Annotated in this window: 31 protein-coding genes; 2 read left to right on the top strand and 29 right to left on the bottom strand. The window is 37.5% G+C overall.

The genetic code is table 11. The annotated features are described in order from the left end of the window. Positions 1-53: 53 nt before the first annotated feature. Positions 54-1,040 (top strand): acyltransferase family protein, encoded by a 987-nt coding sequence (locus G592_RS0105985; RefSeq protein WP_028247019.1) that lies wholly within the window; start codon positions 54-56, stop codon positions 1,038-1,040. Here the strand turns inward: G592_RS0105985 and G592_RS0105980 are convergent. The 7 genes from G592_RS0105980 to G592_RS15780 form a co-directional block, all read right to left on the bottom strand. Then, a complete protein-coding gene (locus G592_RS0105980; RefSeq protein WP_028247018.1) occupies positions 1,032-1,925 on the bottom strand; it encodes a hypothetical protein in 894 nt (297 codons plus the stop codon). The two genes, G592_RS0105985 and G592_RS0105980, sit on opposite strands and share 9 nt — an antisense overlap. A gap of 29 nt (positions 1,926-1,954) precedes the next feature. After that, a complete protein-coding gene (locus G592_RS0105975; protein ID WP_036951828.1) occupies positions 1,955-2,491 on the bottom strand; it encodes a flavodoxin domain-containing protein in 537 nt (178 codons plus the stop codon). Between the two features lie 77 nt (positions 2,492-2,568). Beyond that, complete coding sequence (locus G592_RS15785; RefSeq protein WP_051194776.1) at positions 2,569-3,132, bottom strand: alpha/beta hydrolase; 564 nt, start codon at positions 3,130-3,132, stop codon at positions 2,569-2,571. A 54-nt stretch (positions 3,133-3,186) separates the two neighbouring features. Beyond that, the gene (locus G592_RS0105965) at positions 3,187-3,357 is read right to left on the bottom strand and encodes a hypothetical protein (RefSeq protein ID WP_028247016.1); all 171 of its coding nucleotides are present in this window, start codon (positions 3,355-3,357) and stop codon (positions 3,187-3,189) included. Positions 3,358-3,369: 12 nt separating this feature from the next. Beyond that, entirely contained in the window at positions 3,370-3,786 is a 417-nt protein-coding gene (locus G592_RS0105960) for an ASCH domain-containing protein (protein ID WP_028247015.1), read from the bottom strand. A 58-nt stretch (positions 3,787-3,844) separates the two neighbouring features. Continuing rightward, positions 3,845-4,390 carry a GNAT family N-acetyltransferase gene (locus G592_RS0105955; RefSeq protein ID WP_028247014.1) on the bottom strand — a complete coding sequence of 182 codons (546 nt, stop codon included), beginning with the start codon at positions 4,388-4,390 and terminating at the stop codon, positions 3,845-3,847. A 2-nt stretch (positions 4,391-4,392) separates the two neighbouring features. After that, entirely contained in the window at positions 4,393-5,040 is a 648-nt protein-coding gene (locus tag G592_RS15780) for a methylated-DNA--[protein]-cysteine S-methyltransferase (RefSeq protein WP_036951824.1), read from the bottom strand. 185 nt (positions 5,041-5,225) lie between these two features. Between G592_RS15780 and G592_RS0105945 the strand changes: the two genes are divergently transcribed. Beyond that, on the top strand, positions 5,226-6,296 hold the full coding sequence (locus tag G592_RS0105945) for a metallophosphoesterase (protein ID WP_028247013.1): 1,071 nt from the start codon (positions 5,226-5,228) through the stop codon (positions 6,294-6,296). A gap of 36 nt (positions 6,297-6,332) precedes the next feature. Here G592_RS0105945 and G592_RS0105940 read toward each other — a convergent pair whose 3' ends face one another. The 22 genes from G592_RS0105940 to G592_RS0105835 all read right to left on the bottom strand — a co-directional run bounded on the left by G592_RS0105940 (position 6,333) and on the right by G592_RS0105835 (position 25,010). Beyond that, complete coding sequence (locus G592_RS0105940; RefSeq protein ID WP_028247012.1) at positions 6,333-6,674, bottom strand: phenylpyruvate tautomerase MIF-related protein; 342 nt, start codon at positions 6,672-6,674, stop codon at positions 6,333-6,335. Positions 6,675-6,691: 17 nt separating this feature from the next. Next, positions 6,692-8,293, bottom strand: a complete 1,602-nt coding sequence (locus tag G592_RS0105935; RefSeq protein ID WP_028247011.1) for a spermidine synthase — start codon at positions 8,291-8,293, stop codon at positions 6,692-6,694. Positions 8,294-8,316: 23 nt separating this feature from the next. Then, entirely contained in the window at positions 8,317-8,799 is a 483-nt protein-coding gene (gene msrA / locus G592_RS0105930) for a peptide-methionine (S)-S-oxide reductase MsrA (RefSeq protein ID WP_028247010.1), read from the bottom strand. A gap of 126 nt (positions 8,800-8,925) precedes the next feature. Further along, positions 8,926-9,777, bottom strand: a complete 852-nt coding sequence (locus G592_RS0105925) for a hypothetical protein (protein ID WP_028247009.1) — start codon at positions 9,775-9,777, stop codon at positions 8,926-8,928. A 213-nt stretch (positions 9,778-9,990) separates the two neighbouring features. Further along, positions 9,991-10,779 (bottom strand): class I SAM-dependent methyltransferase, encoded by a 789-nt coding sequence (locus G592_RS0105920; RefSeq protein WP_028247008.1) that lies wholly within the window; start codon positions 10,777-10,779, stop codon positions 9,991-9,993. Positions 10,780-10,876: 97 nt separating this feature from the next. After that, positions 10,877-11,884 (bottom strand): NAD(P)H-dependent glycerol-3-phosphate dehydrogenase, encoded by a 1,008-nt coding sequence (locus G592_RS0105915; protein ID WP_028247007.1) that lies wholly within the window; start codon positions 11,882-11,884, stop codon positions 10,877-10,879. Positions 11,885-11,909: 25 nt separating this feature from the next. Continuing rightward, positions 11,910-12,560, bottom strand: a complete 651-nt coding sequence (locus G592_RS0105910; RefSeq protein WP_036951818.1) for a glycerol-3-phosphate acyltransferase — start codon at positions 12,558-12,560, stop codon at positions 11,910-11,912. Beyond that, entirely contained in the window at positions 12,560-13,885 is a 1,326-nt protein-coding gene (gene der / locus G592_RS0105905; protein WP_028247005.1) for a ribosome biogenesis GTPase Der, read from the bottom strand. The genes G592_RS0105910 and der overlap by 1 nt, the downstream gene beginning before the upstream one ends. 19 nt (positions 13,886-13,904) lie before the next feature. Next, positions 13,905-15,224 (bottom strand): DUF512 domain-containing protein, encoded by a 1,320-nt coding sequence (locus G592_RS0105900; protein ID WP_028247004.1) that lies wholly within the window; start codon positions 15,222-15,224, stop codon positions 13,905-13,907. Then, positions 15,218-15,577 (bottom strand): YraN family protein, encoded by a 360-nt coding sequence (locus G592_RS0105895; protein ID WP_028247003.1) that lies wholly within the window; start codon positions 15,575-15,577, stop codon positions 15,218-15,220. The genes G592_RS0105900 and G592_RS0105895 overlap by 7 nt, the downstream gene beginning before the upstream one ends. 6 nt (positions 15,578-15,583) lie before the next feature. Further along, positions 15,584-15,874 carry an EscU/YscU/HrcU family type III secretion system export apparatus switch protein gene (locus G592_RS0105890; protein WP_028247002.1) on the bottom strand — a complete coding sequence of 97 codons (291 nt, stop codon included), beginning with the start codon at positions 15,872-15,874 and terminating at the stop codon, positions 15,584-15,586. 15 nt (positions 15,875-15,889) lie between these two features. Next, on the bottom strand, positions 15,890-17,770 hold the full coding sequence (locus tag G592_RS0105885; protein ID WP_028247001.1) for a flagellar hook-length control protein FliK: 1,881 nt from the start codon (positions 17,768-17,770) through the stop codon (positions 15,890-15,892). Between the two features lie 17 nt (positions 17,771-17,787). Beyond that, positions 17,788-18,552, bottom strand: coding sequence for a ribonuclease HII (locus G592_RS0105880; protein WP_028247000.1), 765 nt, complete (start codon positions 18,550-18,552; stop codon positions 17,788-17,790). Positions 18,553-18,554: 2 nt separating this feature from the next. Continuing rightward, on the bottom strand, positions 18,555-19,091 hold the full coding sequence (gene lepB / locus G592_RS0105875; RefSeq protein WP_051194795.1) for a signal peptidase I: 537 nt from the start codon (positions 19,089-19,091) through the stop codon (positions 18,555-18,557). 155 nt (positions 19,092-19,246) lie between these two features. Further along, complete coding sequence (ylqF, locus tag G592_RS0105870; protein WP_028246998.1) at positions 19,247-20,086, bottom strand: ribosome biogenesis GTPase YlqF; 840 nt, start codon at positions 20,084-20,086, stop codon at positions 19,247-19,249. Between the two features lie 9 nt (positions 20,087-20,095). Beyond that, positions 20,096-20,692: a signal peptidase I gene (gene lepB, locus G592_RS15775; protein WP_051194775.1), complete on the bottom strand. Its 597-nt coding sequence runs from the start codon at positions 20,690-20,692 to the stop codon at positions 20,096-20,098. Between the two features lie 118 nt (positions 20,693-20,810). Further along, positions 20,811-21,161 carry a 50S ribosomal protein L19 gene (gene rplS, locus G592_RS0105860; RefSeq protein WP_028246997.1) on the bottom strand — a complete coding sequence of 117 codons (351 nt, stop codon included), beginning with the start codon at positions 21,159-21,161 and terminating at the stop codon, positions 20,811-20,813. A 103-nt stretch (positions 21,162-21,264) separates the two neighbouring features. After that, entirely contained in the window at positions 21,265-21,966 is a 702-nt protein-coding gene (gene trmD, locus G592_RS0105855) for a tRNA (guanosine(37)-N1)-methyltransferase TrmD (protein ID WP_028246996.1), read from the bottom strand. A gap of 1 nt (position 21,967) precedes the next feature. Beyond that, positions 21,968-22,486 carry a ribosome maturation factor RimM gene (gene rimM / locus G592_RS0105850; RefSeq protein WP_028246995.1) on the bottom strand — a complete coding sequence of 173 codons (519 nt, stop codon included), beginning with the start codon at positions 22,484-22,486 and terminating at the stop codon, positions 21,968-21,970. 14 nt (positions 22,487-22,500) lie between these two features. Continuing rightward, positions 22,501-22,887, bottom strand: a complete 387-nt coding sequence (locus tag G592_RS0105845; RefSeq protein WP_155942160.1) for a hypothetical protein — start codon at positions 22,885-22,887, stop codon at positions 22,501-22,503. 1 nt (position 22,888) lies between these two features. Next, positions 22,889-23,872 (bottom strand): ABC transporter ATP-binding protein, encoded by a 984-nt coding sequence (locus tag G592_RS0105840; protein ID WP_051194774.1) that lies wholly within the window; start codon positions 23,870-23,872, stop codon positions 22,889-22,891. After that, positions 23,865-25,010 carry an ABC transporter ATP-binding protein gene (locus tag G592_RS0105835; protein WP_028246992.1) on the bottom strand — a complete coding sequence of 382 codons (1,146 nt, stop codon included), beginning with the start codon at positions 25,008-25,010 and terminating at the stop codon, positions 23,865-23,867. The genes G592_RS0105840 and G592_RS0105835 overlap by 8 nt, the downstream gene beginning before the upstream one ends. Positions 25,011-25,019 lie beyond the last annotated feature (9 nt).

The raw sequence follows: 25,019 nt of genomic DNA, 5'->3' as shown, positions 1-25,019 counted from the left end.
TGCATTTACAAATGAACAAACTATGTGATAACCTCATATACGAGGTGAAAATAATGACAGTACAATCAAATCGCAAATCACAATTTGATATAATTCGTATTCTCGCAATACTTATGATATTTAACTACCATTTTTGTATGGAAATAGGTGCCAGTGAATCCATCTTTTGTGTATATAAAAATGGTGGCTGGGGAAGTGTTGGAACCAGTATATTTTTCCTTCTTTCTGGATACCTAATTCACATGGGAAGCAAGAATTCTAATATCATTACTTATATTAAAAAACGATTTTTATCTATATATCCAGCTCTTTGGCTTAGTTTTATACTTGTTTATTTGCTTACAAGTATTAATAGAAATAACTATTTCTGGGGCGGTGAAATTTGGAGAATTGTTCTTTCATTTATTGGTGTAGATACATATCTTCAATATTACTATGTGCCTACTTATTCATGTGTAGGCGAATGGTTCACAGCCATGATTCTCTTTTTGTATGTATCCTATTTATTGCTTCGCATTTTCATTAAAAAATGTCCTGCAATAACAACTATCGTAATTACGATATTATATTTTGCAGAATGTATAAAAGGTATACATCCAACTGTTCCAGCAGACGCCAGCATTTTTACTGGACTTATGCTTTTCTGGCTCGGAATGCTGATGCAGGAATATCCTGTAATTCTTGAAGCTACTTACTTGAAAACAGCACTGGCTTTAATCACAGGTATTGCTGTAGCGTTTATCCAATTGCCTTTTATCGGAAATGTTCTTCCATGGAAAAACTTACTTGGAATTTCCATTTTTTATTTATTAAATATGATTTTCTCAAAGTTTAGTTACAACACTAATGTGGGAAAAATATTAAAATTTTTCAGCTCAATTTCATTTGCAGTTTATTTAGTACATCACTTTATAATTAAACAAATGATAGGACGTTTCGGAATCGAACAGTACCTGTTCACCTATTTGTTTTCACTTTTAATTTCAGTGATAACTGCATCTGCTATTACCAAAATAACAGCGAATTTTAAATTAAAATAAATCCAGCATACTATCTAAATAAATCTCTTCCCTAACTTTTAGATAGTATTCTGGTTTTGTCATATAATATAACAAAAATTCCAGAACTACTGCACTGCCCAAGCCTCTGCCTTCAATCTTAAAATTCGTAAATCCGTTAGGCATATAAGTATTTATAATATCATCTATTCCAATAAAGCCTGGATTTTTCATGGCGTCTGAGAATCTATATCCAATATCTGCAGTTGGTGACACGCAAATATGATCTTCACAGTCTTCACCAAGACTTTTTCTGCTAACATTTTCATAGCAGTTCTTTCTGTCGTAACAGTCAAACCAGCAACATTCATTACTTAAAAATTCCACTTTATCTTTCAGCTCCTGAGGCAATGAATTAAGCTTTTCAAATTCTTTGTTAAGTCTGAAATCAGGAACCACATAAGCAAAGTCCATACGATTTAATTCTTTTTCAAAATCACTAAAATCCGTAAGAACCTTTGTAGTGCTTGAAACAAAATAAAAATCTGGATACTTTTCTTTTAAATAATCTAAAAGCAAATCCGAATATACGATAATTCCATTTTGCTTATTACCGTTGTTTTCAAATAACTTGCACAGAGCATTACATTTTTTGTCTGAAAGATGCTCTTCTTTTAACAAAGAATTACTAAAGGTCAGACGTGATGATATATCGTATTTTTCCATTAGCGACGCTACATCTTTTGGATTTTCTTCCCCAAAGCCAACACGTCCACCACCCCAAATACAATCATCAGGAGCGCCATAAATAGAACCTATCTCACACCAATCATAAAAATATTCCCTGTGATAATAAAAAAGAGGGAGAAAGACTTTATATAGTTCATAAAACTCGAATAACCCCGGAAGGTGATAATAACATTTCAAATCTTTCTACCTCATTAAATTCATATATACTACGATACGTAGCTTGTATTAATTGCCTCAATTAATGGCTTAATGTATGACTTATCTGTCCAGTCATGTTTATCAGTACCAGCTTCCATTAAAGCTTTTTCCCAAACTTCGTAATCCTTTGGATCCTTCTTTGCTACAGATTTCTGAAGCATCTTGCAAAGATTTCTATCCACGAATGACATATTATCCATATCCCAGCCACCACGGAAATAGAAAAATGGAAGCATCTTCAAATAATCCTTCATGTTCTGGTCAAAGATAAAGCTGATAGCACCCTCTTCAATAGGTGAAGCACCATCACAAAATACAAAAAGCTGCTTGTCCTTTAATGCATCAATATGTTTTTTCAAAAATGACAATCCAGCAATGCCCTGAGCGTAAAGTCCACCACCAAATACTATAGTATCATACTCTTCAAGATCATCAATTCTGGTATGCTTTAAATCAATGCAATCGAATCCAGTTTCCTCTGCAATCCACTGAGCGTACCGCTTTGTAGCTCCATACTTAGATTTATAAACTACTATACCTTTCATAACTATATCCTCCGATATTTCCCTTTAAAATACTGTTTTTTCACTATTTAATATTTTACTCTATTTTAAGAATAAATCTATAAGGAAAATATTTTATCTACTGCATTCATTACCTTTGCCATATTTGCAATATCGGTTTGGACATCCCCAGTTTCCAAAGAATGATTTGCTTCTGGAATAACAGCATATGTAAGTGACATTTCGTCACAAAGCTGAACACACATATCAGTATCACAGAAAGGATCACTACTTCCGTGGAATAATAGCCCTTCACATGGACCAAGATAACTGAATGTATATGGAATAGGTGTGTAAATAATCATATCCACATCAAGCTCATAGGTCATCTCGTATTTGGCCATAATAGCAGTTCCAATACTCTTTCCTACAAAGATAATTCTTTCATAATTGTCAAAATTAACATCCTTTAGTGCGTCAACTACCTGTGTAAAAGCTTCATTTATGGCATCTTTTGTTTTATCTGCATCATTTTTTATTGAAGAAGCCGCCTCTGAAAGGTCATAACTAAGCTGAATAATTTCATAATCATGGTTAGATGCAATCTTCTTTGTGTAATACATAAGAGGCTTGTCATTGTGATAGCCTATTCCTGGAAAAAGTACTGCTAATTTTTTACTCATATTATTTACCCTCAAAAGTTATTATTTGCTTTTCAGCATCCACTTTGGCATCTATTAAACAATATAATACTGCATCAACTCATACTTAAGATTTGTGCCTTCTTCAATATCAGCAGGAAGCAAAGCTCTTGCCACAAGCTTTAGCTCATCCGAATCTATATCAGTTCTCTTTAAATTAGCATAATCTCCATCAATACTGACTACTGTGTAATACCAAGTCTCCATAAAGCTTTCTCCTTATACATTTATTACTTCAAATTCTTCACAGACTACAAGCATATCTTCGCTAAAACTTTCACCTATTTCCTCTAGCTCTTCTGTGAAAAACTCCTTATGAACTTCTCTCCAATAATCTAAAGAAAGGTCTCCCTCTCCTTCTTTTGCAGCATGTTCAGCTGAAACCTCCTTGAAAGGAACTGTATAAACCTTTGTGGTTCGCATAATGCAAATTGCATCATCATTGTCATCTAAAAGGATGCTTGTCTCACCAACCTCTGGTAAATCTTCCTCTTCAGCCTCATAACAGGCATACGCTGATGAAGTAGCTGTCTTTTTACCAGAACTAACCAATTCTGTAAGTTCATCATCACCGAACCCCCAGGCTTCATATTCACCTGTAAGTCCAGATTTTTTCCATAATTCTTCTGCTGTCATTTCTAGTCCTCCTTAGTAAGCAATTTAATCTTATTTATTGTTAATTATTTCAAAAGCCTTAAAACTCAAGCCTCATCAATACAAGCTCCTGCCAATTACCTTCTCTTGTTCTAAAACCTCTTGGATTTCTTCCAAACTCAGTAAATCCGTATTTACGATACAGATTCAATGCAGATTTGTTATCAGATACTGCATCAAGTTCTAATTGTAAATAACCGGCTTCTTTGGCACATTCAATACAGCTTTCTGTAAGATAATTCCCGATTCCAAAGCCCCAATAAGCTTTAATAATTGAAATTCCAAATTCAGCTCTGTGACGTAATTTATCTCTATCCTGAATCATATGAATGCCTGCACTTCCTACAAGTCTTCCATCTACATATGCCAGGATTTCTACATTACCTTCACTTTGCTTGTTATCTGCTAATCTTGCAGATATTTTTCCAAGATTATGTTCTGTTTCATCTGGATATGTGGTAAGAAAATCTGTCTCAGCATGACAGAGCTCAAAGTACTCTAAGAATTCTCTTGCGTCTGTAGGTTCAGCATTTCTAAGTATGCATTCCTTGCCATTTTTAAGTTTTACAGCCTTTTCAAAAATCATCATTACTCCTTATATTTATCACCAAAAAAATCCCACTGATATTGCTTTAAATCTACTTTATTATCTTCAATATGTACACCTTCAGATTCAAGTATTTCAGCCTGCTTCCATGCACCTCCAAAAACATATTGGCCTGCCATTTCCCCCTTGGCATTTACCACTCTATGGCAGGGAATGGTAGTAGGATCAGGATTTTTGTGAAGGGCATTTCCCACTGCCCTTGCCATATTTTTATCTCCTGCAATAGCAGCTACCTGACCATATGTAGCAACCTTTCCCTTTGGGATAAGCTTTACTGCTTCGTATATACGTTTTGTTGGGCTATAGGAAATCAAATCATAGCTTTCAGCTATCATTAGCTTGATATCCTTTTCAGGAATACTTCCATCGAGAATCACTGTATTCCAATGGTCTTTATTCTGATGATACCCAGGGATCACAGACTTATAGATTCGTCTCCAGTAATAGGCATTATCAGGATCCACTTTTAGATTTAAATTCATAAAGCCGTCTTTCTCATAAGTCCATAGAAAAGCTTTTTTATTTCCTTTATATCTTACCAGTTGCCAGTTATCATCATGAAATGGAGCGTCCTGATATGTATCTGGAAAAGATAAACCATATTTCAAAGCTTCTTCTCTGGTCCTCATAGAACTCACCTCTTTACTCTGCGAAACAAGAATCTACAAATGCTTATACTTGTCCAATATATTACTAACTATCTTACTATACTGCCCTTCAAAAACCAACATAAAAGATGCGATATTAATAAAAAAATAAACACATTTTCATAGTATGATATTCATTAGGTATTTTTGTTTTAAAGAGGTATTTCATGATCTGGTTAATTATGTTTTTAGGTGCAGCCTTGGGCGCAATCTTAGGCTCCATCTATATGATAAATTCAATAGCTAAGTTCTCCTTTATCAGAAACAAGTTAGCTGCACTTGTTATAGTTGTAGGAGTATTTATCTTCTTTTTCTTTACCATGGGATGGATAAATGCGCTAACAATAAGCATCTATACCACTATGTTCTTTTTGATTTTTGGACTTATTGGAAGAATATTTAAGAAAAGCTTAAAAATGACCACATCTGTTCACTGGCAGGGTTGGCTGGCTATATTTGCATCTATTCTGTATCTTGTTTCAGGATATTACCTTTGTGTTTCTGTTGTAGAAAAAGATTATGATCTGACCACTACTAAGAGTATAGAACCTGTCAAAGTAGCTATGATTGCAGACTCTCACATTGGCACTACCTTTGATGGGGATGGATTTGCAGAACATTTAAAAACAATTGAAAGTCAAAATCCTGATATCCTCCTGATTGCTGGAGATTTTGTAGATGATGGAACAAAGAAAGCTAATATGGAAAAAGCCTGTGAGGCTCTTGGAGAAATGAATCTAAAATATGGAGTCTGGTACTCATACGGAAATCATGATGAAGGTTATTTTAATCACAGAGATTTTACTGCCGATGATTTAGAGAAAAGGCTTTTAGCTAACGGCGTTCATGTTTTGGCAGATGAATATGAATTGATAGATAACAATTTCTATCTTGTAGGAAGACTTGATAAAAATGTAGATGGTGATATCCGTAAATCCATGGATGATTTACTTAAAGATATCCCAGAGGATAAATACATTATCGTTATGGACCATGAACCAAACGATTACGACTCCGAAGCAAATTCAAAAGCCGACCTTGTGGTTTCCGGTCATACCCATGGCGGTCAGATGGTTCCAATTCGTCATATTGGAGTCCTTGTGGGAGCTAATGATTTTACCTATGGCTACAAAAGAATCAATGATACAGATTTTATTGTTACATCAGGCATATCCGACTGGGCGCTGAAATTTAAAACAGGATGTAGATCAGAATATGTAATCATAAACATAGAATAAGGAGCCCTCTAAGTGAGAGCTCCTTTAATCATTTTATTAGAAATTTCCGCCGTTCCATCCCCAGTCGCTTACTGGATGATATGTAACATATACAGCATTTCCAGGAATACCAAGCTTCTCTTCAAAGAGCTGGCAAATCTGTCCTGTAAGCTTGTCGTATGACTCTGCTGGTGCATTTCCATAAAGACTTACAGAAACATAAGCTCCCTTATCAAGCTTCTTACCTCCAAGCCAAAGGTCATAGGCATCATCAATACCTACCATAAGATATGTCTCTGTCTTATTTAAAGTAGTGATAAGCTTTCCAAGCTCACTTTTAATCTCTTCCTTAAGTTCATTTGTAACGGGTACTGTAATTTTAGAATCAATAAATGGCATAATCATGCTCCTTTCTTTTATAAAACATTCAATAGTCCTTTTACTCCTTCTTTTTCATAGAGATCTTTATATTCTGATACCTCATCAGATATGATTTCGTCAATTACTCTCATACCTAAAAGCTCCACCGGTGCCTTGTCATCTGTCATAATAAGATTTCCAGGTTTGTAAACTGTAAGTCCATCATACACCTTTGCCATCATAAAAAACATGTCGTCATCATTTTCTTCTGCCATGGCAGCCAGTAATCTTTCCTCCATATCTGGATTGTTGCTGGCAAAAAGTATTCTATTTGACCATCCCTTTACATCGGTGGTAAGCATATTCGTAAATACGTTACCAATGGTATCAGCTAGATAATCGTTGATGTTATCTGGTGAATCACTTCGCATATTCATGTTTACAACCATTACACCGTCATCATTTAAATGATCTTCCACAAGCTGAAAGAACTCCACCGATGACATTTGAAATGGAATGGTTATATCCTGATAAGCATCTACCATTATTACATCATACTTATCTTCTATTGCATTTAAATATGCCCTTCCATCATAGGTTACAACTGGCACATCTTCTGGTAATTCGAAGTACTCAACAGCTAAGTCTGTAATCTTTTGGTCAATCTCCACGCCAGTAATATCTACATCATCAAAATATCTCTTGCACTGTGTAGCAAAAGTACCGCTGCCGTTTCCAAGAATCAGAATCTTCTTAGGCCCATCATTTCCTGACATATAAATTGATGCCATGGCATAATCGTAATACATGCCGGTTGGTCCTTTTTCCTTCTGATAGATGGATTGAACACCAAACAATACATTGGTTGAAAGAATAACCCTGTCCTTTGTCTCACTTACCTGAAGATAATTATAAATAGACTCCCCTTCATAGGTGAGATCAGTCTGCCAAAACGCAAAGCTGTTGTTATGACCAAGAAGGCAGCAGACTAAAAACAAAACTATGCTAACAGGTACCCTCTTGGCCTGAGAAAAATTTATTTTCGAAGTAACAAAATAGATAATGCAAAGAACCAATAATATGCCTGCAAAAATCAAAAATGAAATGGAAGTTCCAACAGCTGGAATACTGATAAATGTAGGTACGAATGTACCGATGATGCTTCCAATGGTATTGCTGGCATTTAGCTTTCCAACTACAGTTCCACTATCATCCAAGCTGTCTACGGAAAACTTTACAAGTGATGGTGTTACAGTACCAAGCAAAAATAACGGAAATACGAATATCACCATACAGGCTACAAAGCCAGCTATAATCAGGAAATTATTGCTTACTGTAAAAATCAATAATCCTGAAATAGCTATGATTATATATTTACCTACCACAGGAATAGCTGCAATCCATATAGCCGCAATGACAATTCGTAAATAAAGCTTATCTGGATTAGGATCTTTATCAGCAGAACGTCCTCCATAAAGATTTCCTAAAGCCATGGCAATCATAATAGTTCCGATAATAATAGTCCAAACTATTTGTGATGAACTAAAATAAGGCGCCAAGAGTCTACTGGCGCCAAGCTCTACCGCCATAACTGACATTCCTGCAAAAAATTCTGTCAGATACAGATAGAGTTTATTTTTTAATATTGGTCTATCCATTTTATTCCCCCAATTATCTCCCCTTATTTTTTACGACCGCTTTCAATAAGCTCCTTTTCAAAAGCCTCAGGATTCTTTAAGTAGTAGTCCTGATGTTCTTCTTCAGCTGGATAGAAAGATTTAAATGGCTCTAAAGCCACCTGAACTTTTTTACCTGATTCCTCTTCCAAAGCCTTTATTCTACTCTCAGCAATCTGCTTTTCTTCATCATTTTGATAGTAGATAGCCAGCGTATAAGAAAATCCCTTGTCGATGTACTGTCCTTCACCATCAAATGGATCTACATTAGCAAAATAAATATCTAGAAGCTTATCAAAAGAAACATTTTCCTTCTCATATGTTAGCTCAATGGTCTCACGATGACCAGTCTTCTGAGATTTTACATCCTCATAAGTAGGATTAACTTCATCTCCTCCAGAGTATCCGCACACAACAGAATCTACTCCATAAATCTTGTAGATAGGTGTAACACACCAAAAGCATCCGCCTGCAAAATACGCTTTCATAAAACACTTCCTTCAAAATATATTTTCATCATTGTAACAAACTATAATATAAAAAACCATGTACAATTTAATTTCATATAATAAAAATCAGGCAATCCCCAATACAGAGGACTGCCCGAGAAATAATTACATTTTCTTCTTTCTAATCATCAGTATTACTAGTCCACAGGCAAGTAAAATACCAAGTACACATAAAATAGCAATTACTGCATTATTAGAAGTACTTTCTTCAGCTATAGACTCAGTAGCAGAATCATTTTCTGTCTCAACTGCTGCCTTAGGTACAGTTTCATCCTGTATTTCTTCTGAGGCTTTTTCATCTAAGGAATTATCCCTAGTAGAAAGATCTTCAGTAACAGCCTGTTCTTCTTTTTCTGAAGGCTTCTTCGAAGAATTTTTAGTTCTTATTTTACCTGTAGCTTCTTGTTTAGGTAGTGCCTGTGCTACAGACTCATCTGCAATTTTCACCTGTGTCTGGCCATTATTTGAAGCAGTGTTAGAGGCTCTATTTGAATTTGATGAACCAGATGAGCTTCCACTATTTGATGATGAAATATCTGATTTATTGTTATTGGTAGAAGGAGTAGCAGGCTTATCCTCCGCCGGTTTTTCTGTATCCTTGGAATCTACATAGAAGGTTTGAACATTTAATTCACCATCCCAAAGTCCAAGTCCAACATATCCTTCCTCTAAATCGTTAGCATCCTCTAAAGTGTAATCAAGACTATTCACATCATCTACAAAAACAGAAATGTTATTATTCTTCTTTTTAATTTCTAGATTATGATATTTACCATCTCCAATTGGTGCCTTTAATTGACCTCTAAACATATCATCGCGGCCAAATCTGAAGAATCGAATAACCTTATTATCTGGTGCAAATTGAATTGTATAGCCACCTTCACCTTCTAGAGGATTCATGTTAGGCGAAACTAAAAAGATGTTAATCAATCCATGTTTAAATTTAGAAGCTCTCAAAATTTGTACAAAAACCTGCTAACAAAAATCAAGTATGAATTTCAAATATACTTTTTAAATAATTAATTGCATCATAATAAGGCTGGCGGTAGACCAGCCTTTAACTATATTTTTCTATTTATACACTTCACTTACTCTTGCATAATATATCCTTAAGAACTTGTTTAAACCTGCTATTTTTGCGTGTTTCTTTGTTTTACGTTCAGCTTCCTTCTACTTCTTAACCTTCAATTCTGCAATAGATACATAGTGCTTAATATTAAATTTTTCAGGTGCATTTGCTTCAAGCATAGCAAAGTGTTCCTTGTCCCATTTAGCAACAGTTTCAGGCGACATAGAAGCACCTACTCCTCTGCAGGCTCTCATACGTCCATGCCAGCCTTCCCTTGTAAATGGAATATCAATCCTGAATTCATTTCTAGAAACCAGGTCAAAATATTCTAAGAACTCATCAGGTACCCAAACAGGATGAACATAATCACTATGAGCTGTCCAATTTGGATTATATTTAAGTATAATCTCCTCACTTTTTCCTGCCACCTCATCTTCAAGTGGAAGCCATCCCATATACAAAATCAAAAATCTTCCTCCAGCTTTCACCATCCCTGCAAACTTTGGCGCTATTACTTTAGCATCCAAGTACCAGATACACTGACAAGCTGTAATTAGATCAAATGTATTTTCAGGATAATCAATATCTTCAGCAGGACAGGCAAAGAAATCAATGTCCATCTCTGACTCCTTAGCCAATCTTTTAGCCTGTTCAATCTGATTTGCTGCAATATCAGTTCCTGTCCAGTTGGCACCATATTTATACATGTTTCTTGGAAGAACTCCGGTACCTGTTCCTACATCTAGAACTTTCTGACCATCCTTGCAAGCACCAAGGCCTAGAATGTAATCATAAAACTCCTGAGGATAAATATCCCTGTACTTGGCATAATCCTTAGATGTGTTGCCCCAGTCAAATTCTTTGTCGTTATCCATGCCTTTAATAATCATACCGTCACTCCTTCCGTAAAATATTAATGCTATTCTACACATCTGGGAGTTATTGTGCAATAAAAAAGACTAGCCTTCTGAGCTAGTCTTAAAATATTTACCATTCTAAATCTGAAGTTTCATCCTTCTTTGAACGAGTCATAAGCTCGTAAACAGCATCTTTTGCAGCCATGCCATCAAAGAGAACTGCATTTACCACATCTACGATTGGCATTTCAATTTCATATTTTTCAGCAAGCTTCTTTGCAGCCTTTGCTGAGTAAACACCCTCAACAACCATGGCTACTTTTTCCATGGCATCGTCCTTAGACATGCCCTGTCCAATATAAAAACCTGCCATTCTATTTCTAGAGTGCATTGATGAACATGTAACGATAAGATCACCTACACCAGTAAGACCAGCAAGTGTTTCGGCCTGTCCTCCCATGGCAACAGCAAGTGCTGAAATCTCCTTGATACCACGAGTAATAAGAGCTGCTTTTGCATTATCTCCAAATCCAAGACCATCAGACATACCGGCAGCAAGAGCAATAACGTTCTTAAGTGCTGCACCAACCTCGATACCCTTTACATCTGGAGATGAGTAAACTCTGAAATATTTGTTCATGAAAAGGTTCTGAACAAAAAGAGAAGTCTGTCTGTCAGTAGAACCAGCAACTACAAGAGTAGGCTTGAATACAACAACCTCCTCTGCGTGGCTAGGACCAGATAAAACGCATATACGTTTTCCTGCGCCTAAGACATCCTCTAAAATCTCTGTCTGAGTGAAAAGAGTCTCCTCTTCGATACCCTTTGTTACAGTTATAAAAATCTGATTATCATTAACGAAAGGCTTAATCTTTTCAGCTGTCTCTCTGGTAGCCTTTGAAGGAACTGCCATTAAAACAACATCTGCTGATTTAGCAGCATCCTCAATGTCTGCAGTGAAAATCATAGATTCAGGAAGCTTTACTCCCTTAATCTTATCGCTGGTATGAGTGTCATTCATCTGGTCCACCTGTGACTGTCTGTGGGACCAAACCTTAACCTCATGTCCATTCTTATTAAGCATAACAGCTAAGGCTATGCCCCAGCTACCAGCTCCTAAAACACTAATTCTAGCCATAAAATACCTCTAGTCCTTATAAAAATTACGCTCTAGTTTCTGGATGAAAAGAGAATTTATTTTCATTGCCATTGATTAATCGCTTAATGTTCGCATGATGGAGTACGATGGCGAGGCCTGATACGAAGCAGCAAATAACAAGTACTTCAACAAGCTCTGAACCTTCAAATGGAACTAATCCTAGGTATGCTCCAACAAGCATTTCAACTGCAAATGATAAACATCCAATGATTGAACCAAGGGATACGTAACGTGTAATTGCAACGATTCCAATAAAAATACATGCTGGAATCGGAAGTCCCATAGGGAATAACGCGATGATAAATCCAAGTGTAGATGCTACACCCTTACCACCCTTAAAATGCATATAACATGGGAAATCATGTCCTAAAACAGTACCAAGACCTGCATAAACCATGTAAATGCTTACATCATCGAAGAATCTGTGATAAGTGAGCCATACAACAAAGCACGCAACAACACACTTAAAGCAGTCCCAAAGTAAAGTAATAAGTCCGGCAGGAACGCCTAAGTTACGCATTGTGTTTGTAGAACCCACATTACCGCTGCCTACCTTTGTGAGATCAATATGCTTTGACTTTCCGATAAAATACCCCATCAGAACCATACCAAAGCAGTAACCAATTAATACAGCAATAATTCTCCCAATAATCATTATTCGTTTTCCTTTCTCTCTCTAATTATAAATTTCAGAGATGTTCCTTCGAAGCCAAATGCATCTCTGATTCGGTTCTCAAGGTATCGTACATATGAGAAGTGCATTAAGTACTTTTCATTTACGAAAATAACGAATGTAGGTGGCTTTACAGCTACCTGAGTTGTATAGAAAATCTTAAGTCTCTTACCCTTATCTGTAGGTGGCTGCTGAAGAGCAACTGCCTCAGTAACGATTTCATTAAGTACACCTGTGGCAATACGCATTGAGTTGTTCTCGATAACTGCATCGATTGTCTCGTAAATCTTTCCAAGACGCTGTCCACTCTTTACAGAAATAAAAAGAATTGAAGCGTAAGGCATGAATGAAAGAATCTGTCGAATCTTAGTCTCGTGCTCCTTCATTGTCTTATCATTCTTCTCAATGGCATCCCACTTGTTTACACAAATAATTATACCCTTTCCACGCTCATGAGCAATACCGGCAATCTTTGCATCCTGCTCAGTAACACCCTCTGTAGCATCAATCATAATGATAACAACATCTGCCTTTTCTACAGAAGCTACGGCACGAACGATAGAGTATCTCTCAAGGTCCTCTTTAATCTTACTCTTACGACGAAGACCTGCTGTATCGATGAAAATATAATCCTTGTGATTATAACGAACTCTTGTATCTACAGCATCACGTGTAGTACCAGCGATATCAGAAACGATTACACGCTCCTCACCACAAAGCTTATTGATAAGTGATGACTTTCCTACATTTGGCTTTCCAATAACTGCAATCTTAGGAGTATCATCCTCTTCCTCCTCAGCAGATGGCTCAGGGAAGTAAGCTACTACCTTATCAAGCATATCACCAAATCCGAGACGGCTTGATGCTGAAACTGGAATAGGATCGCCGATTCCAAGATTATAGAACTCGTAAACATCAGCCATATCACGCTCAAAGCTATCCACCTTGTTAACTACAAGAATAACTGGTTTATGGCTTCGGCGAAGCATATCAGCTACCTTTGAATCACTATCCTGTAATCCCTGCTTTACATCTACAAGGAAAATGATAACGTCAGCTGTATCGATGGCAATCTGAGCCTGCTCACGCATCTGTGAAAGGATAATATCCTTTGTATCTGGCTCGATACCACCTGTATCAATCATGGTGAAATCATAATTCAGCCATGAAACATCTGCATATATACGGTCTCTTGTAACACCTGGAGTATCTTTTACAATAGATATTCTTTCTCCTGCAAGAGCATTAAATAAAGTAGATTTTCCAACATTAGGACGACCTACAATAGCTACTACTGGTCTTGACATATATTACCTCTTTTCTGAATTAACGTCCAATTATAGCGTAAACTAAATCACGCCCGTCTGATTGTACAATACGGGTCTTCACTTGTAAAGCTGACTCCAGCTCTGAAAGTGTTATATCATCAAGGAAAACCTCTTCCTGTGCACGAAGCATTGTGCATGATAAAAGAAGATTGTCTCCTAAATCTCTGTCCTTAAGCTGTGCGATAAGATCCTGGCCTGTAATAAGACCTGATACAGTGATTTCCTCTCCGAAGAAATCGTTTGTGATAGGCACAACTTCTACTGAAACTTTGTTGAACTTTTCAGTAATCAAATCTCCAAGTTCCTGCATAAATGGAGCTGCTAGCTTTCCTGTAGCAATGGTGACCTTGCGGCGCTTCATAAAGAATGGCTTTTTGATATCCTCTAAGGCATCAAGCACTTCTTCCTTTAAAAGACGAAGCATTCCAACTCCGTTCTCAAGCTGTATGAATCCATCATATCTGTCAGCCTCTGGAAGTGGACGACCTGCTAAAATATACCATTCATCTGAAGCCTGTACAAAGTGATTGCCAACTTTTTCCATGGCAATCTGCTGCCATTTTTCAATCTGATCAATAACAGCGCAAGCTTCCTCAGCAGTGTAGGTTCTAAGTGGGAAAAGTCCATCTCTGTACTTTGTAATACCTACAGGTACAACTGACATTGAACTCATAACAGGAGCAAACTGAAGCAAATCACTGATTGTTCTGTCAAGCTCTGGCCCATCATTAAGACCAGGACATGAAACGACCTGAGCATTCATAGGAATCTCTGCTTCATAAAGCTTCCTGATTTTATCTAAAATATCTCCAGCGAAGCGGTTGTGTAAAAGCTTCATTCTAAGCTCTGGATTTGTAGCATGAACAGAAATATTAATTGGTCCTAGCTTATAGGCTATAATTCTGTCCAAATCAGCCATCTTCATATTTGTAAGAGTAACGTAATTACCCTGAAGGAATGAAAGACGTGTGTCATCATCCTTGAAATAGAGAGTCTCTCTCATACCAGGTGGCATCTGGTCAATAAAGCAGAAAGCGCATTTATTAGAACATGATTTATAATCATCCATAAGACCATTGCAGAAGATAACTCCAAGATCTTCGCCCTCTTCTTTTTTTACAATAACAACACCTGTGCTGCCATCCTCATGAAGAAGCTCTACTGTGATATCTGCATCATCTGAATAATAATGATAATCAAAGATATCAACCAGCTCTACATTATTGATTTTTGTAATTATATCTCCAGGTACAAGGCCTGCCAGCTGAGCCGGGCTTCCTTCCATTACCTGTTTGATTTTATGACTTGAATTTAACATATTGGTATATACTCAAATGCATTTTTATAATGCGTTAAATGTCCTTCCTCTATTGCTACTACATCAAACCTGACACTTGTATCTCCACTCACTTTATGCTGCATCATCCAGACATCAGCACATCGTGAGATTTTTCTCATTTTATTAAAGTTCACAGCCTCAGCTGCAGAACCAGTCATTTTGTTCTTGCGATATTTAACCTCCACAAAAACAAGATACTCTTTATCTCGCGCCACAATATCTATCTCGCCCATTTTGCAGTAATAGTTCTGTTCAAGAACCAACATACCATTGCGTTTGAGATAATCAGCAGCAAGACTTTCAAAATCATTTCCCTGTCTTCTGTTATTCATAAATCTTTATCTACCAAGCTTAGCTTTAAGCTTTTCCATATCGTTAACAAAGACTAAAATCTCTGCAACAACCTCGTATAACTCAGGAGGAATAGCATCGCCAATATTAAGCTTGCTCAATGTCTGAGCCAGCTCATTGTCCTGATAAAAAGGAACATCAGCCTTTTTTGCTTCCTCAATAATTTGCTCAGCCACATATCCCTTGCCAGAGGCCAGGATTTTAGGCGCAGCATCACCAGCTTCATAGGAAAGTGCAACCGCTGTTTTATTTTTGTCGAATGTTTTTTCCTCAGCCATAATTCACCCTCATGATTATGCTCTCATATCAAAGCTGTATCTGTGAACAATACCGTCGCTGCTGGAATTTTCAGTTATGACAGGAGCCGCTCCCAGGAAATCCTCTACAAAGCTTGTCTTAGGCTGTCCGCAGGTCATTTCTGATGTACATGTAAATCCCTTGGCAGCAAGTCTCTCTGTAAGAATATCTATATTATCCTCGATGAGCTTCAATACTGATTCATCAGCAAGATTCCACTTACATCCTACCTTCATCTCTTTCAAAGAGATAAATACATCAGTAGGACCTAGATACTCCATATCAAAATGAAGGAATGCTGTAATTTCTTCACCTTCCTCATAGCTGCTTTTTTTATTCTGACGAACATATAACATGCTATCTGTATTCTGATTGTACATTTTCAAAGGAATCTGCACAAAATTATACATTTCATTAGCATTATTCATGAAGTTAATATTCTGTTTTATTTCCGCAGTCTGACTCTTAATAGTCTCAGCTGCTTTATTATTAAAGCTCGACATAAGCTTTTCTAATGCTTCTGTCTGCTTTAAAACTCTCTCGTATAATTTGGACAGCTGACCGGTCTTGGTAACATCCTTTGGCTCCATGGTAAAGCTGTCTGCTATAAGATTTTTAAGTAGCCCCCTATAAAGCGGAGCTTTTATTATATCATTTAATGTCTCTTTTGGAATATCTGGATGCTCATTTAAATAATCAGATATTTCTCGAAAGACTTCTTTTATGTTGGCATCAGCCTTTAATGTACCATCTTCCCCGAAAATCTCAAGATTATCCTTAGGGAAATCAGGCATTGTACTCAATATTGTATTAAAAGAAGCGATTTGTTTCTCACCTGCAAAACTGTTAAGTGTCTGTGTACCTATATTTTCTTGAATAACAGCCTCTTTTGTCTGCTCAGCTACAACTTGTGCCTGCTGCTGAGTATTTGCCTCTTTTGCTATTTCTGCACCTTCTGTGGCTTGTTCTTCAGATACGACTTCAGCAATAACCTGCCCCTGAAGCTGGTTCAAATTTTCTGTAGCGACTGAATTCTGCTGGGCACCGATAACCTGAGGGTTAACACCTTCGTTAACAATGGTAGTGAAATTTTGAACCTGAGCAGCTTCCTGGTTTGCCTGCTGTGCGGCCTGCTCCTCTGTAACCTGGCCCTGAACAGCCATATTAGGATTAGCAGATTCTTCTGCCGCTCCATCAATAAAAATAGCACGTAACTGATTATTTAAATTTATTACATCAGATGTGCTCACTTCCTCAGAAGTCATAAGATCAGGAAGCATCTCTGATATAACATCAAAATTATTTGCAAGAGCTGCTTTATCATTGGCATAGTTTTGGAACATGGAAATATTCTCAGGCGTAAGCTCAAGACCATATTTTGCCATTGTGACAAGGGTCTGAGGTTCGACCTGAGGATTATTAAGCATAGCTCTATTCATAACTGTCAAATTTTCAGGATTAATCGAAAGGGAATTTTGCATCAAAGAATTGACCATATTAATGGTCCTTTCATTTACAGCAATATTCGCCATATCAAGAGCCTTTAGAAGTGTAGGATTAGCGTCAAGGCTATTCAAAGAAACGGGACGAATCTGAACTAAATTACCATCATTACTCTTTACCTGAAAGAAAACAGACTGACCGGGCACAAGACTAACGCCAGAATCCAGACGGGCAGTCATAGTCTGACCATTGGCAAGTCCAATAGTAACCTTGCCATTCTCAATAGAATTGACAGAGCCCTCGAAAATCTCCCCCTCTTTCAAGTTGTCTGTAACAGACCCTGTAAGAGACTGGCTCTGGCTCATCTTCGTGGTATCAGCTGCATTAATATTGTAGCCATTACCATATGGATTAAGCCCAGTATTGATGTTCATAACTCACCCCAGCAAACTTAAACAAAGTTTCCGATAAAAGATCTTCTATGTATAGGACATGGACCATATTTTTTAAGAGCTTCAATGTGCTCAGCTGAACCATAGCCCTTATTACTAGCAAAATGATATTCTGGATAAATGCTATCGTACTCAATCATCATTCTATCTCTGGTAACCTTGGCAATAATGCTGGCTGCACCAATAGAAATAGATTTAGCATCACCTTTGATAATAGGTACCTGAGGAATCTTTACCTGTGGTATTGTAACTGCATCGTTAAGAAGCATCTGAGGCTCTACCTTGCTTTCCTCAATAGCCTGTCTCATTGCTTCATATGTAGCCTGAAGAATATTGATTTCATCAATGCGGGCTTCAGAAGCAGCACCAATACTAACTGAAACTGCCTTTTCCATTATTTCCTCATAAAGCTCCTCTCTCTTTGTAGCTGTAAGCTTTTTAGAGTCGTTAATGTAAAGAATATCGCAGTCCTTAGGTAAAATAACGCAAGCTGTAACAACAGGACCTGCAAGAGGACCTCTTCCAACTTCGTCTATTCCACCGATGAATTCATACTGATCCCAGTATTTGTATTCGTATTCCTTAAGACGTTCGATACGATCCTTTTCAATACGGAGCTTCTCCATCTTCTTCTGAGCCTGACCAATAATCTTAGAGACACCTGGTCTGCCATCATTGATATACTCCTGAATAAAATCAGGAATAATATCAATATCTGCTTCTTTGAATTCCTTTTGAATCTCAGTAATCTTCTTTTCGCCCATGATTATTCAATATTGTCTACAAGACCAAAGTCTCCGAATGGATATACTCGAAGCCAAGCCTTGCCAACAATATCATCTCCCTTTATATTTCCAACAGCTTCAAATCTTGAATCTGTACTGTTGTTACGATTATCACCAAGAACGAAATACTCATCTGGTCCAAGAAGAATATCTGTGTTTGCGAGACCTGCATTTAAAATAGTCTCTGTACCATAGCTTTCCTCAAGGAGCTCATCATTAATATAGATGTTTCCTGAGCCATCAATATAAACCCATTCTCCAGGAAGTCCGATGACACGCTTGATGTAATATGTGTCCTCCTCATACTTATATGGGAAAACCACAACATCAAAACGCTCTGGATCATGAATTCTGTAGCTGATTTTATCTACAATAAGATTATCACCGTCTGTAAGTGTGTCTTCCATAGATGAACCACTAACAACAGTTCTCTGACCTATAAATTGAGTAATCAAAAATACAACTAAAAAGCATACTAATACATTAATGATTACGCTAAGTATTTCTTTAAATACCACAGCCTTTGTAATAGGTTCTTCCTCTTCCTCAAAAACCTCACCCTTATTTCTTGATGGCTTAGTCTCCGATGGAGAATTATTTACGTTACGTCTAGCTCTTTCTATATCTTTTTTAATCTGTTCTTCTTCGTTAAAGTCAATTGTGTTGTTCATTTTTAAGGCCTCTCAAGTGATATATTTCCTAAGCTTCCATTTCTAAATTCATCAATTAAGACAGCTGCCGCCTTGTCAAAATCAAGCTCAGATCCCTTTTTGACAAAGTTTCTCTTAGCAGCTATTTCTGTGATAATCTCATGATTAACAGCATTTTCATCTATCTCATAACGTTTATTGAGAATTCCTGGATAATTTTCCTTAAGGAAATCAGCAAGCTCTAAAGAAAGCTCTCTTGTCTCAATAATCGCGTCATTTATAGAACCGATAAATGCTAAATGAAGACCAACTGTGTTGTCTTCGAACTTTGGCCATAGAATACCTGGTGTATCCAAAAGCTCAACGGATTTGTTAAGTTTAATCCATTGTTTTCCCTTTGTAACACCTGGCTTATTACCAGTCTTTGCAACAGCCCTTCCTGCAAAGGAATTAATAAATGTAGATTTTCCTACGTTTGGAATGCCTACAACCATAGCTCTTACTGGACGATTCTTGATACCACGTTTTCTGTCTCTTTCGAATTTGGCTGCACAAACTTCATCCAATGTAGCCTGCACGCCCTTCATATTCTTTCTGTCACGAGAATCCAGTTCTACACAGTAGAATCCCTGCTCTTTAAAGTATTCTTTCCATTTCTGGTTAACGCCCTTATCTGCCAAGTCAGACTTGTTTAATAAAATAAGTCTAAGCTTTCCATTTGCAAGTCCGTTAATGTCAGGATTGCGGCTGGAAACAGGACAACGGGCATCAATAACTTCAATAACTAAATCTATAAGTTTAATATCTTCCTGCATCTGACGCTTTGCTTTCGTCATATGCCCTGGATACCATTGAAATTCCATAAACCACCTCTAGAATGGATATCGCATCCATACCCTTCCTAAAATATCTTCACTGGCTACAAAGCCCACACTTTCATATCTTGAATCTTCTGAAGAATTGCGGTTGTCTCCAAGAACAAAATACTGATCATCCATAAGAGTGATTGGTGCAGCTGCAATACCAGGATTTTCGATTCGCTCTACCTCAAGATGTTCCTTGTAAAGCTCATCATTTATGTAAATACGGCCATTATTAATGTATATAGTGTCGCCTGGAGTAGCAATTACTCTCTTAACACTATAACTGGCGTTTACATTCGATTTTGGTTTAAATGCGATAACATCTGACTGCTGAGGCTTAGATAGCTTGTAAGCAATAGTGTTTACAAGTAATATATCGGATGTTTGGTAGGTAGGCTCCATAGAAGCATTAGCACATTCTACCTGTTTTCCGAAAGAAATTACCACGCCATAGGCCAAGGCAATAACAAGAGCTAATTCCAAAGCAAAAATCAGAACATATCTAACTTTATCAAAATCTATCTTTCTACGTCTTCTGCGAAAATTAAGACCGTCTTTTTTCTTGAATGAGTGTCTTTTAAATAATCCTTTATTTGATGAAAACATACAAAATCCCTTTTTAATCTTTAGTATAAATATACCGCACTTTGCATATAATTTCCATTAAAAGTCCTTAAAAGTAAAAGAACAGTCACATTTCGTGACTGTTCCATGAATTTCGAGATTAGATTCTCTCCTTAACCTTTGCCTTCTTACCTGTAAGATCTCTGAGGTAGTAAAGCTTAGCTCTACGAACCTTACCCTTACGAACTACTTCGATCTTCTCAACGTTAGGGCTGTGAAGTGGCCAAGTCTTCTCTACACCAACACCGTTTGATGACTTACGAACTGTGAATGTCTCACGGTTGCTGCCGCCCTGTCTCTTAATAACTGTACCCTCGAAAACCTGTGTACGAGTACGGTTACCCTCAACGATACGACCGTAAACCTTAACTGTGTCTCCAACCTGGAACTCAGGAAGTTCTGCCTTAAGCTCAGCAGCTTCGATGTTTCTAATAATCTCGTTTGCGTTCATTTTATTTCCTCCTAAACTCGCGACGTTCTTGATATGCCCTATTGCAAATCAGCGGACCATCTCTTCTTTTAGCAACTCTAGTATAATAACACGGATTGTACTATTAATCAACATTAGATTCTAAATATTTAGCATATAAATCAGGGCGTCTTTCCTTTGTTCTAAGGATAGACTGCTCTTTTCTCCATGCATCTACCTTTGCATGATCTCCTGAAAGTAAAATAGGTGGTACCTTTCTGTCATTCCAGGTCTCTGGACGTGAATACTGAGGATATTCAAGAAGATTATTCTCTAAAGACTCATCCTCACCTGACACAGAATTTGTAAGTACACCAGGAACCATACGTGAAATAGCATCGATCATAACAAGTGATGGAAGCTCGCCACCTGTAAGTACATAATCGCCAATAGAATAATATTCATCAACGATTTCCTCTAATACGCGCTCATCAATACCTTCATAGTGACCGCAAAGAAGACAAATATCTTCTTTTAAAGCAAGCTCTTTTGCATCCTGCTGCTTAAAGAGCTGTCCCTGTGGTGTAAGGTAAATGCAGTGTACCTTATGACCTGCCTTTTCGCAAATAGCCTGATAAGCATCATAGATAGGCTGTGCCTGCATAACCATGCCTGCACCACCACCATAAGGATAATCATCCACTTTTTTATGCTTATCAAGAGTGTAATCTCTAATATTAACTGCGTCAAATGAAATAGCACCTGCGGTCTTTGCGCGACCTAAAATGCTGGTATTTAAAGCATCTTCAATCATTTCAGGAAAAAGGGTTAAAATGTAATACTTCATACTAATCCATCAGCCCTTTCATTAAATGAATATCAACACGACGATTCTCAATGTCTACGCCAAGGATGCAGTCCTTAATGGCAGGAACAAGAACATTTCCGCCCTTTTCCAACTCAATATCGTAAACATCATTTGCACCGGTCTCCATAACATCCGAGATAACGCCAAATTTCTCGTCTGGATTTTCATCTGTAAAAACATTGCATCCAATTAAGTCAGCAATGAAATATTCGTCCTTCTTAAGAGCAACACGATTTTCCTTTGTGACATAAAGTCCTTTGCCCTTATATTTTTCAATATCGTTTATATTATCAATACCCTTAAATTTTAAAATAACAAGATTCTTCTGTGGGCGGGCATTCTCTACTTCAAGAGTGATATAGCCATCTTTACCGCCATCAAGCAAAAGATTCTTCATGTTTTTAAAACGTGAAATATCATCTGTAAGAGGGAAAACTTTTACCTCTCCTCTAATTCCATGGGTCTGTGTAATTGAACCAACCTGATATAAATCTTCCAAAAAAGCCTCCTAAATCAATGAAAAATTACTTTGAAAAAATAGTATAACATCGCTACCACAATAATAACAGCTGTTTCTATATAAGTCCATTTTCGTTTTTTGAAATATTGTTCTCTGGCCTTTTCAACCTCAGACTGGACTCCTTCAGGAATCTCAGGCTCAGTCACATAATCTGATAAACCAGCATTCTCAAGGATTTCTTTTCCTACAAACCAGTCAGCAAGTGGAACCATAAGAGTCTGCTGCTCTACTAATAACGATTCATCAGCCAACTTAAACCCATTTAAAGAATCCTCTACATAGACTTCAAGTCCCTCATTGCTGAGAGACTTGTATGCCTGTAATATAACCTCTGACGAATCAGAGTATAAAATTGTTCTAAGAAATTCAAAATTATTCATATTACTTATCATCATATAAATGACATCTTACTACATGACCATTGCCCATATCCTTTGCCTCTGGAGCAACTTCCTTACAAATGCCCATGCACTCAGAGCATCTTGTATGGAACTTACAACCCTTAGGTGGGTTGGCTGGTGAAGGGATGTCACCTTCAAGGATAACTCTTTCCTTCTTAAGGTCTGGATCTGGCATTGGAATAGCTGAGAAAAGAGCCTTTGTGTAAGGATGAAGAGGATTGTCAAATATATCCTCTGTCTTACCTGTCTCAACAAGTCCGCCAAGGTACATAACACCAACTGTATCTGAGATATGCTCTACTACAGAAAGGTCATGTGAAATAAATAAGTATGTAAGTCCTCTATCCTTCTGAAGCTTTCTAAGAAGGTTGATTACCTGCGCCTGAATAGAAACATCAAGAGCAGATACTGGCTCATCACATACGATAAAATCAGGATTAAGCGCAAGTGCACGAGCGATACATACACGCTGTCTCTGTCCACCTGAGAACTCATGAGGATATCTATCCTTATGGTGCTCCTGAAGACCACACTCCTTCATAATCTTTGAGATGTATTCATCGTATTCAGCAGCAGGAACAAGACCATGCTCTCTAACTGCCTCGCCAATAATCTCACCGATTGGAAGACGTGGTGAAAGTGATGAATAAGGATCCTGGAAAACAATCTGCATCTTCGTACGGAGTTCTCTAAGTTCCTTTTTGCTCTTTGTATTTACATCCTCACCATTGAAAATAACTTCACCATCAGTCTTTTCAAGGAGACGAAGGATTGTACGTCCTGTAGTAGACTTACCACAACCAGACTCACCTACGAGACCCATTGTAGTTCCTCTTTCAATTTTGAAAGTAACGTCATCTACAGCCTTTACATTTCCTGTTACACCGCCAAAGAAGCCACCCTTTATAGGGAAGTATTTCTTGAGGTGATTGACTTCTAAGATATAATCTTTCTCGTTACTCATGTCTCTCACCCTCCTCTTTGCATCTGTAACATCTTACCATATGTGTATCTGAGATATAGTATTCCTCTGGAAACTCGCCATTGCAGCATTCCATACACATATCACATCTATCTTTAAAATAACAATAATCTGGCATGTTAACTGGGTTTGGAACAGAACCAGGGATAGAGTAAAGCTCATCTACCTTCTGTCCAACAACTGGCTTAGATTTCATAAGACCAATTGTGTAAGGATGACGTGGGTCCTTGAAGATTTCTCTTGCAGTACCCTTTTCAACTACACGACCAGCATACATAACAACAACATAATCTGCCATCTCAGCTACAACACCAAGGTCGTGTGTGATAAGCATGATTGAGCTGTTGATTCTGTCTTTAAGATCACGAAGAAGATCAAGAATCTGTGCCTGAATAGTAACATCTAGAGCTGTTGTAGGCTCATCAGCTACGATAAGCTTTGGCTCGCAGGCAAGTGCCATAGCGATACAAATACGCTGTCTCATACCACCTGAAAGTTCGTGTGGATACATTGAGTAAACACCTTCTTTATTGGCGATACCAACCATACCAAGCATCTCGATTGTACGGTTCTTTATCTCCTCATCGCTCATCTCTGGACGATGAAGCTTGATAACCTCGTCAATCTGAGCACCTACTCTAAATACAGGATTAAGTGCTGTCATTGGCTCCTGGAAAATCATTGCCATCTTGTTACCACGAAGTTCCTGCATCTTTGAAGCTGGAGCATTTACAACGTTAACGCACTCATCACCTGAATTAAAACGAATTTCACCTGAAACAGTCTGTCCCTGTGGACGCTGTACAAGCTGAAGCATAGAAAGTGATGTAACTGATTTACCACAACCAGACTCACCTACGATACCAACAGTCTTACCCTGTGGTACGTTAAATGAAACACCATCTACAGCCTTTACAGTTCCGATATCTGTAAAGAAGTATGTGTGAACATCATCGAACTCTACACAGTTCTCTGGGTTCTTCATCTTTGTAATATATTCCTCTTCTGGAATATGCTTTCTATTTCTCTTAGCCTCGAATTCCTTAGTAATCTTTCGATTCTCTTTTGAAATCTTACGGGATTCCTTGGCTGATATATAATTTACATTTTTCTTTGCCATGTTATCACC

The organism is Pseudobutyrivibrio ruminis CF1b (assembly GCF_000424005.1).
GTDB lineage: Bacteria > Bacillota > Clostridia > Lachnospirales > Lachnospiraceae > Pseudobutyrivibrio > Pseudobutyrivibrio ruminis_C.
The sequence above is the reverse complement of the archived record's forward strand: the minus strand, read 5'-3'. Positions and strand labels throughout refer to the sequence as shown.